Origin of the sequence: Saccharothrix sp. CCNWYY140 (genome assembly GCF_037401995.1) — a bacterium.
Classification (GTDB): domain Bacteria; phylum Actinomycetota; class Actinomycetes; order Mycobacteriales; family Pseudonocardiaceae; genus Actinosynnema.
Map to the genome: position 1 here is coordinate 1 of NZ_JBBEGC010000037.1, position 17,733 is coordinate 17,733.

The 17,733-nt window shown below is 68.9% G+C and carries 9 protein-coding genes; 6 read left to right on the plus strand and 3 right to left on the minus strand.

Annotation, left to right across the window (positions count from 1 at the left end; all coding sequences use genetic code 11):
* Nucleotides 1-145 precede the first annotated feature (145 nt).
* From WBN91_RS18340 to WBN91_RS18350, 3 genes are all read right to left on the minus strand, one after another.
* Complete coding sequence (locus tag WBN91_RS18340) at nucleotides 146-982, minus strand: NYN domain-containing protein (RefSeq protein ID WP_337724978.1); 837 nt, start codon at nucleotides 980-982, stop codon at nucleotides 146-148.
* A 98-nt stretch (nucleotides 983-1,080) separates the two neighbouring features.
* Nucleotides 1,081-2,694 (minus strand): FAD-dependent oxidoreductase, encoded by a 1,614-nt coding sequence (locus WBN91_RS18345; protein WP_337724979.1) that lies wholly within the window; start codon nucleotides 2,692-2,694, stop codon nucleotides 1,081-1,083.
* A gap of 234 nt (nucleotides 2,695-2,928) precedes the next feature.
* Entirely contained in the window at nucleotides 2,929-3,693 is a 765-nt protein-coding gene (locus tag WBN91_RS18350) for an SDR family NAD(P)-dependent oxidoreductase (protein WP_337724980.1), read from the minus strand.
* 94 nt (nucleotides 3,694-3,787) lie between these two features.
* On the opposite strand from WBN91_RS18350, the gene WBN91_RS18355 reads away from it, so the two are divergent.
* The 6 genes from WBN91_RS18355 to WBN91_RS18380 all read left to right on the plus strand — a co-directional run bounded on the left by WBN91_RS18355 (nucleotide 3,788) and on the right by WBN91_RS18380 (nucleotide 17,709).
* Nucleotides 3,788-4,450, plus strand: coding sequence for a winged helix-turn-helix transcriptional regulator (locus WBN91_RS18355; RefSeq protein ID WP_337724981.1), 663 nt, complete (start codon nucleotides 3,788-3,790; stop codon nucleotides 4,448-4,450).
* 133 nt (nucleotides 4,451-4,583) lie between these two features.
* On the plus strand, nucleotides 4,584-5,615 hold the full coding sequence (locus WBN91_RS18360) for a glycosyltransferase (RefSeq protein ID WP_337724982.1): 1,032 nt from the start codon (nucleotides 4,584-4,586) through the stop codon (nucleotides 5,613-5,615).
* 145 nt (nucleotides 5,616-5,760) lie between these two features.
* The gene (locus WBN91_RS18365; protein WP_337724983.1) at nucleotides 5,761-7,998 is read left to right on the plus strand and encodes a S8 family serine peptidase; all 2,238 of its coding nucleotides are present in this window, start codon (nucleotides 5,761-5,763) and stop codon (nucleotides 7,996-7,998) included.
* A 343-nt stretch (nucleotides 7,999-8,341) separates the two neighbouring features.
* Complete coding sequence (locus WBN91_RS18370) at nucleotides 8,342-12,403, plus strand: AAA domain-containing protein (protein WP_337724984.1); 4,062 nt, start codon at nucleotides 8,342-8,344, stop codon at nucleotides 12,401-12,403.
* On the plus strand, nucleotides 12,400-13,266 hold the full coding sequence (locus WBN91_RS18375) for a hypothetical protein (RefSeq protein ID WP_337724985.1): 867 nt from the start codon (nucleotides 12,400-12,402) through the stop codon (nucleotides 13,264-13,266). Before WBN91_RS18370 ends, WBN91_RS18375 begins: the two co-directional genes overlap by 4 nt.
* Nucleotides 13,267-13,791: 525 nt before the next feature.
* Entirely contained in the window at nucleotides 13,792-17,709 is a 3,918-nt protein-coding gene (locus WBN91_RS18380) for an NB-ARC domain-containing protein (RefSeq protein WP_337724986.1), read from the plus strand.
* Nucleotides 17,710-17,733: the final 24 nt, after the last annotated feature.

Sequence of the window (17,733 nt, forward strand, 5' to 3'; positions counted from 1 at the left end):
GGGCTTCGCCCAGGCCGGACGGGGAAAGAAACCGAGGCCCTTCCCGTGGTCGCTGCCGCTTGGCGGAACGCAAGAGCACCCGCCCTTCGGGCGTAGCGCCTTCAGCGGAAAAGCGTTCCTTCGGTGCGAAAGCTCGGTGGTGTCGTCATTCCTTCTGCACCGCGTACGCGCGCGGGTACTTGTGGCCGGCCGGGGGAGTGGAAGGGCCGGAGAACGAGACAGGCGTTCCGACCGGCAACGAAATCCACCCGTCCGGCAGGTCGTCGCGGGACACGAACCAAGACGCTCCGCGCGTGTCCGTGATGAACCCGTGGGGCTGTCCCGGCTTCCACCCCGTCACGGTGCCCTTGCGCCGTCCCCGAGGCTCGCCTGCCACCGAGGCCCCGCTCCCGGAGGTCCGCACGAAAGGCTCCCGCAGCGGGTAGTCGGCACGCTCAGCCGGTGCGAACAGCTCGTCGAACGTCGGCGTCACCGAGGCCGCAGCCCGCAGCGGCGCGGCCGTCCGTGGCATCCAGGAGGGCGCGATCACCCCGCCGTCCACCACCGGCACCACCACCCGCACGCCCCGCCCGACCAGGCGCGACGCCAGTGGCGCGAAGTCGGCGTCCCCGGTCACCAGGACGACCCATCGCAACGGCACCGAGGTCGCCCGTTCCCACGCCTCCAGTGCGAGGTGGACGTCCACGCCCTTCTCCTTGCCCGAGTGCAGCGGCAGGTCGTGCCGCACCACCCCGGCAGCCGCTAGCACCGCGTCGAAGGCCACGGCGGGTGTCTCGATCCTTCCGCGCACGTAGTGGGCCTCGCTCACCACGCACTCGTCCAGCGGCACGTTCGTGAAGGTGTGCACGTACCAGCGCAAGGCGTCGTGGAACCCGTCCAACGCCACCCGGGCGGCCCGGGGGTGCACCGACGTGAAGTAGTCGCTCAAATACGCGAACCAGGTGCCGTCGTAGAACACCCCGATCCGCTCACCGTTCCCCACCCGCGGAACCGTACCCGCCGCCTCCGACGGTCCTGGGCGACGGAGGGCTTCGGTGGCAACGGCGCCCAAGCCGTCGCCACCGGAGCCGGCCCGCGCGCCTAGGACGGGAGGCGGATGGACTGCTCGTGGCGGAAGACGTTGCGCGGGTCGTAGCGCTTCTTGACCTGTTGCAGGCGGCGGTAGTTGTCCTTGTAGTACAGGTCGTGCCACGGGACGGCGGAGCGGTTGTGCTCGGGGTTGCCCAAGTCCACGTCCGGGTAGTTGATGTAGCACCCGTCGTTGACGTCGTTGGGCACCGGCACGCCGCCGGTGTCGGCGAAGACGGCGCTGTAGAACTCGCGTAGCCAGCCGATGTGGCGGTCGTCGTCGGACTGGTCGCCCCACAGCGCCATCCACAGCAGCTGGAACCGGGCGTCCCGGTGTGGTTGGGCGGTGGCGGCCGGGTCGACGGCGGAGACCCGGCCGCCGTAGGAGGACAGCGTCACGGACAGGTCGCCGCGGTCCAGGTCGGGTCGGTTGAGGAAGTCGTGGAAGAGGTCGATCTGGGCGTCGGTGAAGTTGCCGCGCATGTAGGCGGACTTGTAGTCGGCGCGCAGGGTCGGGTCGTTGAGCGAGATGTTCTCCGTCCCGATGAACCGGGTCGCCTGGAGCCACGGCAGTTCGCGGGGTGTCTCGAACGCGGCCATCGCGCGGTGCTCGCCGATGTCGCGGGTCAGGGCCTGGGGCTGGGTGTCGACGCCGTCGAGCACGGCGGCGAGGTAGTCCTCCAGGACGCCCAGGGCGTTGGGCGCGGTGGCGTCGGCCTGGGTGATCAGGCCGATGAACCCGCCGTGCACGTGGGTGAGCGCGAGTTCGCTGCCGATGATGTTGGTCGGGCTGTCGGGGGCGCTGTTGGCGACGTGCCACGCGCCGAAGTTGCGGACCAGGCGGCGGAACTCGTCGCGGGACAGCTCGCTCCACGGCAGGCCGATCGCGCTGACGTACACCGACGCGGGCGGCTTGGGCAGGATCTCGGAGGGGTGGTTGCCCTTGGCGCCGGGGCTGCGGAACAGGTAGCGCGTGACGACGCCGAAGTTCCCGCCGCCACCGCCGGTGTGGGCCCACCACAGGTCGCGGTTCGGGTCGTTCTCGCGGCGGGTCGCGAGGACTGTGCGGGCGCGCCCGGCGGCGTCGACGACGACCACCTCGACGGCGAAGAGGTGGTCGACGACCAGGCCGTGCTGCCGGGCGAGCATCCCGTACCCGCCGCCGGCGACGTGCCCGCCCATGCCGACGGAGTTGCAGATGCCGGCCGGGATGATCACGCCCCACGTCTTGTAGAGCGCCTGGTACACGTCCATGAGCGTGGCGCCGGACTCGACGGCGACCGCGTTGAGCTGGTGGTCGTAGTAGACGCGGTCCAGCCGCGAGACGTCGAGCACGACCTGCACGTCGGGCTCGAACACGAAGCCCTCCAGGCAGTGCCCGCCGCTGATGACGGTCAGCCGCTTGCCCTTCCGCACCGCCTCCTGCACGACGGGCGCGACCTGGGAGGCGTGGCCGACCAGCCGCACCGCCTCGGGCGAGCCGATGAACCGCTGGTTGAGCTCGCGGCGCACCAGGTCCGCGTACTGCTGGTCGCCGGGCGTGATGGTGACCGGCCCGAACGAGGCGCCGACCTCCCGGATCCCGTCGAGCACCGACGCCGCCGCGTCGTGGGTTCCCTGTGTCATCTCCACACCTTCCTTACTGCCGTTTGAGAACAACAAACTTCATGGAAAGGAGTGGAATCAGGCTTCTCCAGTACACGCGATCGTGCGCAGCATTCGTGCACTTAGTGATATGGATCACGTCGATGTAACACCATGCGGGTCTTGCCGATGGGCAATGGATCTAGTAATGGCCTATGTAAATCCACGCGAGGTGGCAACCGGCCCGCGCCGACCGGTCGCCACCGCCGCGCCGGGTCACTCGGCGGCCGGACCCAGCCACATGCCCCCGCTGGCGTCGACCGTCGCGCCGGTGATCCAGCGGGCGTCGTCCGAGGCGAGGAACGCGACCACGTCGGCGATGTCGGACGGCTGCCCGAGCCGGCCCGCCGCGGTCGACCCCTCGATCTCCTCCTTGAGCCCGGGGGCGCTGTGCACCCACGACCCCATGTCGGTGTCGGTGACGCCCGGTGCGACCGAGTTGACCGTGATCGACCGCCTGCCCAGCGCCTGGGCGAGGGTGAAGCCGAGGGCCTCGTTGGCCGCCTTGGTCATCGTGTAGTGGAAGAACGTCGAGGCGATCCGGGTCACCGCCGACGAGACGAAGATGATCCGGCCACCATCCGGGACCAGGCCTAACGCTCGCTGTGTGATGAAGAAGGGCGCCTTGACGTTGACCGCGAAGGTGAGGTCGAACGCCTCGGGCGCCAGCTCCTCGATCGGGGTCGGGTCGAGGATGCCCGCGTTGTTGACCAGGATGTCCAGCGGCGCGCCGGCCAGCTCCGCCTCCAGCGCGGTGAACAGCGCGTCGACGTCGCCCGGGACGCCCAGCTCGGCCCGGATCGGGAACGCGTTCCCGCCTGCCTGCTCGATGGTCGCGACGACCTCCTTGGCCGCCGCGTCGTTCGAGCCGTAGTGGACCCCGACGCGCGCGCCGTCGGCCGCCAGGCGCAGCGCGATGCCCCGCCCGATGCCCCGTGAAGCGCCCGTGACCAGGGCCGTCTTGCCGCTCAGCTTCGCCACCGTCGTTCTCCTTGCGCTCATGGACTAGTTACTTCATAAACAGTAGCAGCAACTCCTGGTTGTGATGCAAGGATGCGCTGAAGAGGGAGGTAACATGGGGAACGTGCACCTCAAGCGGAGATACGGCGACGGCTGCGGCGTCGCCCAGGCGCTCGACGTGATCGGCGAGCGCTGGGCGCTGCTGATCGTCCGCGACCTGCTGCTGGGGCCCAAGCGGTTCACCGACCTGCAAGCCGGGCTGCCCGGCGCGGGGCCGAACATCCTCGCCCAGCGGCTGCGGGACCTGGAGAACACCGGTGTGGTGCGGCGGCGCACGCTGCCGCCGCCCGCCGGGTCGCGGGTCTACGAGCTGACCGAGTGGGGCGCCGAGCTGGACCCGATCGTGACGGCGCTGGGCCTGTGGGGCGTGCGCTCGCCCGTGCTGCCGCTGGAGGGCGAGGTCGGGGCGGACTCGATCATGCTCAACCTGCGCGCGTGCTTCACCCCGGACGAGCGCCGCCGCTGGACCGCCGACTACGAGGTCCACATCGGGCGCGACCGGTTCACCATGCGGGTGGTGGAGGGCGAGCTGGTGGAGACCGTGCGCGGTCAGGCGGTCGGCTCGCCCGACGCGGCGATCGAAGCCGACCCGGAGACGCTGGACGGGCTCATGCTGGGCAAGCAGACGGTGGCCGAGGCGATCGACGCGGACCGCCTGCGCGTGACCGGCAGCCTGCACGCCACCCAACTCCTGTTCGACGCCACCCTCATCGCCTGACCCCGCCCGACCGCGAGTCGGAGCCGTGCCTGGGAGCGGTTGCAGTGGGCGGGGCGTGACCACTACATTCGGGGCGTCGCGCCGATCCGCGGCACCCGGCCAGATCGTCCGTCCACATGCGACAGGAACAACGATGGCGAGCGCAGCTGCGGTTCCGGCGATCAGCGTGGTCATGCCGACGTTCGACAAGGCGCGGTACCTGGAGCTGACGCTGGCGTCCTACGTCGGCCAGTCGCTGCGGGACTACGAACTCGTCGTCGTCGACGACGGCAGCACCGACGACACCGCCCAGGTGGTGCGGCGGTACGCGGAGCGGCTGCCGATCACCTACGTGCGCCAGGACAACAAGGGCCGTTCGGCGGCACGGAACGCCGGGGTCGGGGTGGCGGCGGGCGAGGTCGTGGTGTTCTCCGACGACGACCGGATCGTCTCGCCGGACTTCGTGGCGGAGCACGCGAAGGCGTTCGCGGCCGGCGGGGCGCTGCTCGTGCAGGGCGGGCAACGCGGCGTGCTCACCCACTGGCACCCGGAGTTGCGCACGGACGAGCGGCTGACGGCGTTGCTCGCGGAGTTACCGCAGTCCGACACCGAAGTCGCGCTTGTCGATGCTCACGCGATCGAAACCGACCTGGGCCGCGTGCTCGCCACCTACGGGGTGCCGGAGCCGTGGTGGGAGCAGCACGTCCAGCGGGTGCTGGAAGTCTTCCCCGACCCGGCCGACTTCGCGCTGTCGTGGATGATCGGCACGACCGGCAACATGTCCGCGCTGCGCGAGCAGGTCGTCGAGGTCGGCCTCCTCGATGAGGGCTTCACCCGCTGGGGCCTGGAGGACACGGACCTCTGCTACCGGCTGGTCCAGGCCGGCGCCCGGGTGGCGGTGGCCCCGGACGCGCTGAACCACCACCAGGTGCACCCGAGCACCGGCAGCAAGGCGATCGAGTGGTTGACCAACTTCCGCCACTTCAGCAGCAAGGTCGACACTGTGGAGCCGGCGTTGTTCCGGATGCTCGCGCAGGGCCTGATCGACGTGCCCACTGCGGACGCCGTGGCGCGCGAGTGCGCGGCGCTGATCCAGTCCGGGCGCACCGTGCTGGTCGACGAACTGCGCCGCCGGTACGACGACCTGTTCCGGTTGTTCGAACAAACCCTGGTTAACGCGGGCTGACGGTAGCGTCCACTGTGGACGTTGGCGGATGTCGCCGGCGGCAATACGGTTTACGGTCAAAATACCAATCCCCTCCTGCGCGGTTTACCCTCCCGGCACCGGCAGAGCGCGCTGTGTCGGCGCTCTCGTCCACGGAGGAGTCGTGATGAGGACCCAGGTCATTCGACGAGGGTTGGTCGCCGCCGCCGTCGTCACCACCGCGGTGGGCGTGTGCGTCGGCCCGCTGTCGGCCTCGCCGGGTGGTGGTGCCGCAGTCGGGGGTAACGCTGCCAGCAGTGACAAAGCCGCGCAGGCGGGGGTGGACAGCGGTAGTGCACTGGTGCAGCTCAAGGGTGACCCGCTGAGCGTCAACGCGCGCACGAAACCCGCGCCCGGCAAGAAGATCGACTTCTCCAGCGCGACCGTGAAGTCCGAGCGGGCCGCGCTTTCCGCGTTGCGCAACGACTTCAAGGCGTGGCTGCGGACGAACGCGCCCAAGGCGCAGGTCGTCAACGAGTACGACCTCGCCCTCAACGCCGTCGCGGTCCGGCTCAACGGCACCTCGCTCGACACCCTGCGCGGCGCGCCCCAGGTGAACCGCGCGGAGTACCAGCGCACCTACACCACCGCCGACGTCAGCGACCCCGACCTCGGTCTGGTCCGCGCGGTGCAGGCGTGGCGGTCCAGCCAGGTCGGCGGGGACGCCAACGCGGGCAAGGGTGTCAAGATCGGCATCATCGACACGGGCGTGGACCAGACCCACCCGTGCTTCTCCGACGCCGGGTTCCCGGCCACCACCCAGTTGGGCGACAAGCGGTTCACCAACAACAAGGTGATCGTCGCCAAGGTGTTCAACATGAAGGGCGGCCAGCAGGGCTACACGCCCGAGGCGGTCCAGGAGCACGGCACGCACGTCGCCGGCACGGTGGCCTGCAACCTCGACACCCCCACCACCGTCAACGGCGTCACCGCGCCCTACGACGTCTCCGGTGTCGCGCCCGCCGCGCAGTTGGGCAACTACAACGTCTTCCCCGCCGACGTGCAGAGCGTCCGCAACGAAGACCTCGTCGACGCGATGGAAGAGGCGTACGTCGACGGCATGGACGTCATCAACATGAGCATCGGCGGCAACGCCTCCGGCGCGCAGGACCTCGGCACGGTCGCGGTGGACAACCTGGACCGGGCCAACATGGTCGTCGCGGTGGCGGCGGGCAACAGCGGTCCCGGCCACTACACCGTCGACTCGACGGGCAGCGCCGAGCGCGCGCTGACCGCGGGCGCCTCGACCGTGGGCCACTTCGTCGGCGCCGCGATCACCGTCGGCGCGACCACCTACCGCTCCGCCGCCGGTGACTTCCCGGTCGTCCCCGCACCGCTGACCGCCCCGCTGGGCGTGGTCACCGGCACCACCAACGGCTTGGGCGTCGCCTGCGAGACCCTGCCCGCGGGCAGCCTGACCGGCAGGGTCGCCGTGGTCTCGCGCGGCACGTGCAGCTTCGCCACCAAGGTCCGCAAGGCGCAGGACGCGGGCGCGGTCGCGACGGTCGTGGTGAACAACGTGGCCGGCGACCCGATCGCGATGGGCGGCGACGCGGCCGTGCAGCCGACGCCGACCATCCCGGCGTACATGGTGGACCGGGGTTCCGCCGCGGGTCTGGTGGCCGCCAACGGCCAGCCGGCTACGATCGGCGCCACGCTGGCGTACTTCCGCACCGGCAACGACAACATCATGGCCGGCTTCTCCGGCCAGGGCCCCACCGACACCTCGGCCCGCCGCGTGAAGCCGGACGTGGTGGCGCCCGGCGTGAACGTCCTGTCCAGCATCCCGACCCACCTGTGCGGCGGCTCGCCCGACTGCTGGACGTTCCTCCAGGGCACGTCGATGGCCACGCCGCACCTGGCGGGCATGGCGGGCGTCGTGCGCGGCGCCCACCCGACGTGGACCGCCGAACAGGTCCGCTCGGCCATCGTGAACACCGCGAGCGAGGGCGTCCTGACCCGCTACACCGACGGCACGACGGTCGAACGCGACGTCAACGTCACCGGCTCGGGCCTGGCCGACCTGCTCGCGGCGGTCGACGCGAAGATCGCCATCGGCCCGGTCAGCACGTCCTTCGGCACCATCCCGAGCGGCGCGGGCCAAACCCGCACGGCCACGGTGACCCTGACCAGCCTGACCGGCGCCGCCCAAACCGCGACCCTCTCCGTGGACTCGGTCCAGGGCACAGGCGTGACCTTCACGGCCCCGCCCTCGGTGACCATCCCGGCCACCGGCTCGATCACCATCACCGTCACCACGACCTCCGCCAAGGGCACAGCCCTCGGCGACCACTCGGCGGCTCTGCGGGTGAAGGTGGGCGGGGCGGAGATCGCGCACAGCGTGCTCTACGCGTTCGTCGGCTGATCCCTCGCTCCAGTGCGAAAGGGCGTCCCCGCTCGGGGCGCCCTTTCGCTGTAAGTGCCTGTTCTTCTGTGCTCAGCAAGGGCTCGGAAAGTCGAGCGCTGGGTTGCTTTGGCTGTTGCATAGCACGTTCCCGCCTTCTGGAATGCCGCAATTGTGCGGATAGCGGGGCTGATCGGGGTAAGTATTCCACCCTCGGTATCCCGCACGCCCAATCGTGGTCCTGGGTATGCCCTGAACGGACGCTGACCGGCATCGGCTCCCTTCGGCATACTGATCGGCTCGCCAGTGCTCTGCGGGCTCGGTGTTTTGCGCCGATCGCAGCGTTTCGAAGGGGGAAGAGCAGGTGGCGATAGGCGTCGACCGTGCTCGGATTGAACTCGTCAAGGCCAAGGCTGAGTCGTGGGCGGATGACCTGATCGACTTCGGCCCCAACAACACACTGCTCTACTACCGCGATAGCAAAACGTGGAGCCTCGACCTGACGGCGGCCACTCCCGAAGCCATCGCGCAACTGCTCTCGGGTCGCAAAACCAGGCTCGACACTTTGGTGGCGGCCGGTGACGCGCACGCGGCAGCCTGTCAGAGAGCACGCAATTTGCGGCGAAGGATGCTCACCTTCCAGGAGGAACAAGGAATCGACGACGTGGGCAAGCTGGCCCACGGGCTCTTCTTGTTGCAGCCGACATCGACCAAGGGCACGGCACCGGTCAAGCCCTTGCGGGCACCTCTGGTCCTCCAACCGCTCACGATCACACCCCGCACCGCGGCGGAGACGGATTACGTGCTCGAGATGGTCGGAGCCCCTGAGGTCAACCCGGTGCTGCTGTACGCGCTCAACCGCCAGCACGGCATCGACCTCGACGTGGAACAGCTCACCGACGAGTTGAACGCCAAGCTCGACGAGAACGAGGACCGCACGACGCACGCGGGACTCGTGTACCGGGTGCTGAGTGACCTCGTGGCCGAGCACGGCCGCACCGCCGAGTTCGAGGAGCGGCTGTTCGCCAGCACGTTCAGCTTCGACAAGCTGCCGATGGTCCGAGAGCTGAAGGACTGCGCCGAGCTCTTGGCGGGGCACGACGTCATCGCCGCGACGGCGGGCTATGAACCAGCCAAGCGTCAACTCCGTGAATCTGCCGGCGGGTACCAACCGGTCGAGCCCGATGCGGTCGTCCCCCGGGACGAGTTCCTCGTGCTCGACGCGGACTCGTCCCAGCAGCGCGCGGTCAACGCGGTGATGGCCGGGCAGCACGTCGTGATCCAAGGGCCACCGGGAACCGGGAAGAGCCAGACGATCGCCAACATCATCACCGCCGCGGCGGCGAGGGGTTGGCGCGTGCTGTTCGTCGCGGAGAAGCGTGCCGCGATCGAGGCGGTCACCAACCGCTTGGAGCACGTCGACCTGGGGCACCTGGTGTTCGACCTCCACCAGCAGAAGCTCGACAAGCGGCAGGTCGCGCAACAGGTCTCGGAGTCGCTGGACAGGGCGAGCAAGGAGCCGCCTGCGGACGGGGACGGCCTGCACGAGCGGTTGACCGAACGACGTGACCACCTGCTGCACCACGACCGGGCCCTGCACGCCGCGATCGAGCCGTGGGGCGTCAAGGCGTTCTCCCTCTACGACAACCTCCTGGCCCTGCCGCCCAAGGGCGACAACCCGGTGCGTTTCCGCGGGGCCGAGTTGCGCGACTTGCACGGTGACACGGTTCGGCGGGTCGAAGACGACCTCATGCGGTTCGTCAACTCGGACGGCCTCCGCTTCCACCGCGGCGAGTCCGCCTGGTCGGACTCCGAGATCCGCACGCCCGAGCAGGTGCAGGACGTGGTCGTGCAGCTCGACGAGCTGCACGCCAAGACGTGGCCGGACGCGCAGGACCGGATGCGCCGCCTGATCGGGCAGGTGGGCTTCCAACGCCCCACGGACCTGCCGGGCTGGGAACAGGTCTTGGCGCTCCTGCGCCACGTCGAAGGCACGTTGACCCTGTTCGAGAAGGACGTGTTCGGTGACGAACTCCAGGACTACTGCTTCGCCACCGGGGACCGCAGGTGGCGGTCGGCCAACCCGCGACCGCTGAACCTGTGGCATCGGTACAAGGTGCGCAAGGTGGCCGCGGCGCTCCGCAAGGCCGGGAAGTGCGACCGGCGCACGCTGCACGCGGAGCTGCGCGCGGCGCTCGCCCAGCGCGACCGGTGGCAGGAGCTGGCGGTGGGAGGGGGTGCGCCGCAGGAAGTCGTCGGTCTCGCCGAAACGCTCAAGGACATCGCGAAGGCCCGCGACCAACTGGCCGCTGTGGCGATGGGAGCGCAGCTGACCAAAGCCGACCAGTGGTCGGAGGACGAGGTGACAACGCACGTCGGGCGGCTGCACGAGGAGCGGGACTTCCTCTTCCAGGTCCCGATGCTGAACGAGTTGACCGATCGACTCGTCGGCATGGGGTTGGGCCGCTTCCTCGACGTCCTGGTGGAGCGGAACGCGGACGCCGAACTTGCGCGCACGATGTTCCGCCACTCGTGGTACAGCTCCCTGCTCGACGAGTACCGGGTGCGCATCCCGCACCTGGGGCAGTTCGCCGGCCTGCACCACTCCCACGTCGTGTCCGAGTTCCGCGAGTTCGACACATCGCACTTCCAGCTCAACGCCCAGCGCGTGCGTCGGCGCGTCGCCGAGAGGCTGCGTGCGGCGCGCGATGCGTACCCGGACCAGAACGACGTGGTCCGCGCCGAGGCGAAGCGCAAGCGGGGGCACATGCCGCTGCGGAAGCTGGTCGCCAAGGCGCCGGACGTCCTGCTCGCCGCCCGCCCGTGCTGGGCGATGTCCCCGATCGTGGTCAGCAGGCTCCTGCCCGCGCAGCGGCTGTTCGACCTGGTGGTCTTCGACGAGGCCAGCCAGGTGGAGCCGCAGGACTCGATGACCGCCATCATGCGCGGCAAGCAGCTCGTCGTCGCGGGGGACGAGCGCCAGTTGCCACCCAGCGCCTGGTTCCGCAACGCTCTCAGCGGCGGCGATTCGGACAACGACGAGGACGACGACCAGCCCGACACACCCCAGGTCCGCGATTTCGAGTCGATCCTCGCCTGCCTGAGCGCCTTCATCCCGAACACCCGGATGCTGGAGTGGCACTACCGAAGTCAGGACGAGAGGCTGATCGCGTTCTCCAACAAGGCTTTCTACCAGGGGAAGCTGATCACCTTCCCCGGTTGCCAAGCGGTGAGCCCGTTGTCGTTGCACCAGGTCGACGGTCGGGTGGCACCGGGACGTGACGGTTCCCCCGAAGCCGAGGTGGAGAAGGTCGTCGACCTGGTGCTGACGCACGCCCGCGCCACTCCCGAGGACACCCTCGGTGTCATCACCATGAGCATCAAGCACGCAAAGCTCGTGGACCTCGCTCTCCGGCGCGCCAACGCCGGTAACGACGAGCTGGCGGAGTTCAACGCGCGCATGCAGGGTGCGGGGCGCCGGTTGTTCGTCAAGAGCATCGAGCAGGTCCAAGGCGACGAGCGCGACGCGATCATCTTCAGCATCGGCGCCGCCAAGGCGATGAGCGGCAAACTCAGCATGACCTCCTTCGGTCCGCTCAACCACCAAGGGGGCGAGCGGCGTCTCAACGTGGCGATCACCCGCGCGCGGAAGCGGGTGGACATCGTCACGTCGTTCTCCCCGCTCGACATGTCCCCGAAGAGCGTTGGCGCGGACCTGCTGCGCCAGTACCTGGAGTTCGCGGACAACGGGGGATCACTGGGCCTCGTCGGTGCGCAGGGCAAGCAGGAGATGAACGGCTTCGAGCGGAGCGTCTACGACGCCCTGGTCGATGCCGGTGTTCCGGTCGTCCCGCAGTGGGGCGTGGCCGGCTATCGCATCGACTTCGCCTTGGGGCACAGGGACCAGCCCGGTCGGATGGTGTTGGCCGTCGAGGCGGATGGCGACACCTATCACCGGTTGGGGAGTGCCCGGGACCGCGACAGGCTCCGCCAGGAGCACCTGGAACGCCTCGGCTGGCGGTTCCACCGCGTGTGGGCGAGCGAATGGTTCCGCGATCGAGCCACGCAGACCGCCATGATCGTGGAGAGCTGGGAGAAGGCCATGCTCGACGCGGAACGTGGCATCGCTCCGCCCTCGGCGACTACCGCACCCCCGCCGAAGCCGCGACAAGTCGCCGTCGAACGCGGTCCTCGCCCCGGATTCCTCTCCGAGCCGCGACGGCAGAAGATCGACGACTACTCGGACCGGGAGTTGGTCGAGCTGTGCTTGTGGCTGCTCACCGACCGGTTGCAGGTCGATCGCGACACCCGCATCGGTCAGGGCATCGACGAACTCGGTTTCCGCAGGCGCACCAACAAGATGGAACAGCGCATCGGCCACGCCCTGATGCGCGCTCAGCAGCTCGTCGACGGACAGGGAGCATGATGTTTCCGCTAGACCCCAAGACGGTGGAACGGCTTGCCAGGATCGTGGTCGACCAGGGTGGTCCGTACGAGCGCACGGGACGCGAAGTCGAAGCGCTCCTCCGCAACGCCGGGTGGATCGACCCGCCTGACTACGACGGCTCGTCCAAGGTCGGCTGGCTGGTCGACGCCCTGGTCGAACGGGAGCACGCGCGGACCGACATCGAGCGTTTCCTGTGCCGGCTGTGCGACCCCATCGAGTACCTGGAGGGGATGGCGGCAGCGGACGACGTCCGTCGATCGGTCAACGAGGTGCTCGAGCTGGAGAGGCTCGAGGTCAGCTACGTCGGCGGCCGACCGGTGGTCGGGGAGCTGGGGAGCAACGGCACGGTCAAGGTCGTGCTCCACGTCGAGGACGTGGAGCAACGGCTGCGCAAGCTGATCCGCGAGGAGAAGTTGGTCCAGATGCTGGTCTCACGGGTCAGGGAGAGCCAGTTCGCGGAGGCGAGCGGCTCGTACCTCCTCGCGCTCTTCGGCATCGGCAGCTTCGTCGAAGGGCTGCTCTACTCGGTGCTGACCAGCCACTACCCCGAGTTGCTCCGTGAAGGGTTCGCCGGTCGCAAGGGGAAGATCCCGGCCGATCGCGCGGGTCTGGAACTGCTCCTCGACACGGCGCACGATCGAGGGCTGGTCGAGCTCGACGCGAAGGACTTCATGCGTCCCGTGCGGGAGTTCCGCAACTACATCCACCCGCGCAGGCAGTTCGAGACGGACTTCACCCCGGACGCGGACACGGTCGCCATGTGCTGGACGCCGGTGCAGGCACTGCTGAACGACCTCGACAAGCTCGTGGTCTTCCGAACGGCGGATGGGGCAACCGTGTAGTCGGCGCGTTCGCTCAGCCCGCTTCGCGTCGCTTCCCCTTGCGGGCCGGCGGCGCGAGCAACTGCGCGTGTCCATGAGGTTCTTGGCATTGTGGGTGACGGACTCCGTCCGTCACCCACATCCCAGCCATTCCTGTTATGGGTTTGCGTTGAGCACACACTGACGTCGCGTGTCGGAAACAGTGAACACCCGCCGCTGCCTCACGAGCCTTGTTGATCATTCCAAGTGCGGCGGAAAGATCCACCGGTCTTCGGAATGCAGTTGTCCCGCGAGTAGGTACTCGTGCTGCGGTAAGCGGTCGCCGCGGTGCGCCAGGCGGCAAGGTCGCGTCGGGTCCACTGATATGTTTCGCCGATTGAGGTATGCCGTTGCCACGCGATCGAGGAAACCTGGATAAGGTTCGCCCGATCGTGGTGATCTGAGTTCTGCGGTACGCGCTTGGCGTGATCCACGACGCGTCGCAAGTGGTGTGGAGCTTGTCGGCTGTGAACGAGCGGTTCGTGCGACCTTCGTGGAGATGCAACGGTGACGCTTCGGCGTTGGTGGTTGGTCGGCCGGTTGGCTGCGGTTGGACTGGCCGCGGCGACAGCAGCTTCGTTCGTCGCGGTGGCGGTCAACGTCGCGACCGGTGGTTCCGGTCCGTGGCTGCCGATGGTGGAAGCTCACCCCTTGCGGTGGATGGTCGCCGGCACCGTGGCGGTCGCGCTGACCGGCGTGACGGCGTGGTGGGTGCACCGGCAGGTGGACGGGCAGTGGACCGAGGTGGTGCCGGTCGACCAGCGTCCAGAGCCCTGGGTCGTCGATCGTCCGGTCGAGGTCGGCCAGGTGGTGTCGGCGCTCAGCAGGCGTGCCGGGACGACCGTCGGGATCACCACTGCCGTCCACGGAGCCGGAGGGTTCGGGAAGACGACCGTCGCCAAGATCGTCCGGGCCGATCTGCGGGTGTTGAAGCAGTTCGGCGGCCGGGTGTACTGGGTGACCCTCGGGCGGGACGTCCGGACTCCGGCGTTGATCGCGGAACGGGTGAACGACCTCATCACACGGCTCGAACCCGGCAAGCCGGTCTCGTTCACCGATCCGGGACAAGCGAGCGAGCACCTCGCGGCGCTGCTCGCCGATGGTCCCGCCCGGCTGCTCATCCTCGACGACGTGTGGTACCCCGAGCAGGAAGCCGCGTTTCCGGTCAAGGGCACCAAGTGCGCGCGGCTGGTCACCACCAGGATCCCCGCTTTGGTGGCCGGTGACTCGATCCAGGTGCGGGTCGACCAGGTGACCTCGGAGCAGGCACGGCAGTTGCTCACCGCCGATCTCGCTCCGCTACCTCCACGGGCCGTGGCCGAGCTGGTGGCGGAAACCGGCCGCTGGCCACTGCTGCTGCGGCTGGTGAACAAGGTCCTGGTGGACCAGACGAAGTCGAACGCGGACCTGGTGCGCTGCGCCCAGGACCTGCTGGGCCTGCTCCGCCGTTCAGGTGCCCTGCGCATCGACGAGCTGACCGGGGCGTCAGCGCAGCACCTCGACGTCAGCGACCCGTTCCAGCGGCAGCGGGCCGTCGCGAGCACGATCGAAGCCGGCACGGGATTGCTGGCCTCGTCGGAACGGTCGCGGTTCGCGGAACTCGCTGTCTTCGCCGAGGACGAGACGATTCCGGTCGAACTCGTCGGACGCCTCTGGAGCGCCAGTGGCGGCATGTCCCTGATGGAGACACGCGCTCTGCTGGCCAGACTCGACGGTCTGGGCCTGCTCGCGCTGGCGCCGGAAGAGGCGAGCGCCGTGATCACCATGCACGACGTCGTGCGCGACTTCCTGATCGAGGAGATGGGGCACCAAGAGCTTGCACGGGTGCACAAAACGCTGCTGCTCGACATCGCTGCGGATCTGGGTCGCGTCCGACCCTTGACGCCGGATGCGGAGTCGGACGGTGACGAGGCGGTCATCGCCTGGTGGGAACTCGATCGATCTCAGCGGTACCTGTGGGAGCACCTCGTCGAGCACCTCCTCGCCGCCGGGCTCCTGGACGCGGCCGACGCCCTCGCGAGCGACCTGCGCTGGGTCGGCGCCCGGCTGATGATGTCCGGGCCGACGGCACCGTACGCAGATCTGGCCCTGGTCGACACGGCGCGGTGTGTTCGGCTGCGCGAGCTGCTCGGGAAGACAGCGCACCTCCTCATGCCCACCCGACCCGGACACAGCCTGCTCGACGTCTTGCACAGCCGCGTCGCACACGATCCCGATTGGGGACTGCAAGCGTTGGCGCTGGAGCAGGGCAGGAGCGCGCCGGGGCTGGTGAACAGGTGGAGCCTTCCCGATCTGCCCATGTCGGCGCTGCGCCGCACGCTGAAAGGCCATGTGGGCAGGGTGCGGAACATGCTGGTCACCGCGGACGGGCTGTCCGCTGTCACCAGTGGCTCCGATGGCACCGTGCGCATGTGGAACGTCGAGACGGGAGCTGAACGGGCTCAATTCCGCTTAAATGTAGGCAGTCTGGCAGCAGCTCCCTCTGGAGCTTGGCTCGCCGTGGTGTGCGAGGACCGTGCCCGAACGGTCGGCGAGGACGGAGTGGTGCGGATCCTCGACACCGCGACCGGCACGCAGAACGCTGTGCTGCCCACCAAAGCGCGTCAAGTCGCCGTGGCTCCCGACGGGAACTTTCTCGCCACCATCGGCAACGACAACACGTTGCGGATCTGGGATGTCACCAGTGCCAAGGAGCATGTGGCAATCGCGTGTGGTGCCGCCAGGGTGACTTCGATGGTGGTCTCACCTGATGGATCCTGGATCGCGACAACGGGACTCGGCGACACCGTGTCGATCTGGAACGTCGCCGACGGCACAGAGCGATCGGTCCTGCGTGGCCACGCAGGACCGTTGTGGGCCATCACCGCCCCGGACGGCGACTGGTTGGCCACTGTCGGGAGAACCGGAGAGGTGTGGGTGTGGGACGTGGCCACGGCCGAGATCCGCGCCAAGCTCACCGGGTACTCCGGACAGGTGTGGGAAGCGGTGGCGGCACCGGACGGCTCGTGGATCGCCGCGGCGGGGACCGACTGCTCGGTGCGGATCTGGGACACCGCCGACGGGGCGTTGCGGTTGATCGTCGATCTGCCGGCTCGCGTCCGCGCGATGGCCGCGGCACCGGACGGCTCGTGGATCGCCGTTGTTTGCGGGGACAACAGCCTGCGCATCCTGGACGTGGAGACGGGCGAGGAACGGTTGGCCTTGACCGACCACACCGGACCCATGAATTCGATCGTGGTGTCGCCTCACGGAAAGTGGATCGCCGCGACGTGCGCCGACGGCTCGATCCGGATGTGGAACGTCGGTGGCGACGTCGGCAGCGCCCAGTCGCTGGACCGCAGCGTGCCAGTCCGCGCCATCGTCCCGGCGGCGGACTGGTCCTGGCTGGCCACGATCGGGCACGAGGTCGCCGCCGGCGATTATGCGGTGAGGATCTGGGACACGGCCCGGGCAACCGAGCGCTTGAGGATCGCGGGGCACATCGGGCCGGTGTGGTTGGTGAAGGCGGCAGCTGACGGCAGTTGGTTGACCACCGTGGACACGGACGCCGACCCCGAGCACCAGGTGCGCATATGGGACTTGGACGCCGGTGTGCTGCGAACCGAGCTCACTGGTCTGCGGCACCGGGTGTGGGATCTCGCGACATCGGCGGACAGGTCTTGGCTGGCCACATTGGACGGCAGCGGCTCGATCCGGATCTGGGACACGACGACCGGTGCGAGGATCGCGAACTTCCAGCAGGACGTGCACGCGATGACGGTGTCACCCGACGGAGCTTGGATCGCCGCCGCCACCTCGTCCCACACGATCCAGGTCCGCGCGGTGGCCACCGGCGAACTCCTCCTGGAAGTTCCCTGCCACTGGGACCGTTTCCTGGAGATGGTCGCGGCTCCCGACAGCGAGTGGCTCGCAGTGGTCCACAGGGACCGTCGGGTGGAGATCTGGAGCCTGCGCTCCGGCGGCCGGGTGACCCGGTTCAGCCCTGGCGGTTGGGTGACCCACGCCGTTGCGTCACCGGACTCCAGGCGCTTGGTCATCGCCACGAGGAGCGGAACCGTCGAGGTATGGGACGTCGAGTCGGGGACGCAACTCGCCGACATGGATGCTCACCACCAAGCGGTGCACGCCATCGCCCTCTCCCCGGACAGCAGGCGGGTCGCAGTGGCTGCTCACGACCGCACCTTGTCGGTCTGGGACATGGGTACCGGCACCGCGCAGGCGATGATGCGGACCGAGGAGGAAGTGCTCGACTGCGTGTGGATGCCGGACGGGCAGGGAATCGCCGCTGGTGGGAGGGGCGGCCTGTACCTGTTCGAGTTCCAGTCGACGGTCATTCCGGGCACACCCGGGCACACCGACCGCCCCGGCGGTCTTCTCCGACCGACTGGCGGCAGCGCGTCGGTGAGCTGTTCGAGGACTCGGTGACCGCGGCGACATACCCTGCGGCAG

Bases quoted from the DNA above. Each gene is read 5' to 3' on its own strand.
- WBN91_RS18345 (WP_337724979.1), bottom strand. From the start codon at position 2,694: ATGACACAGGGAACCCACGACGCGGCGGCGTCGGTGCTCGACGGGATC.
- WBN91_RS18355 (WP_337724981.1), top strand. From the start codon at position 3,788: ATGGGGAACGTGCACCTCAAGCGGAGATACGGCGACGGCTGCGGCGTC.
- WBN91_RS18360 (WP_337724982.1), top strand. From the start codon at position 4,584: ATGGCGAGCGCAGCTGCGGTTCCGGCGATCAGCGTGGTCATGCCGACG.
- WBN91_RS18365 (WP_337724983.1), top strand. From the start codon at position 5,761: ATGAGGACCCAGGTCATTCGACGAGGGTTGGTCGCCGCCGCCGTCGTC.
- WBN91_RS18375 (WP_337724985.1), top strand. From the start codon at position 12,400: ATGATGTTTCCGCTAGACCCCAAGACGGTGGAACGGCTTGCCAGGATC.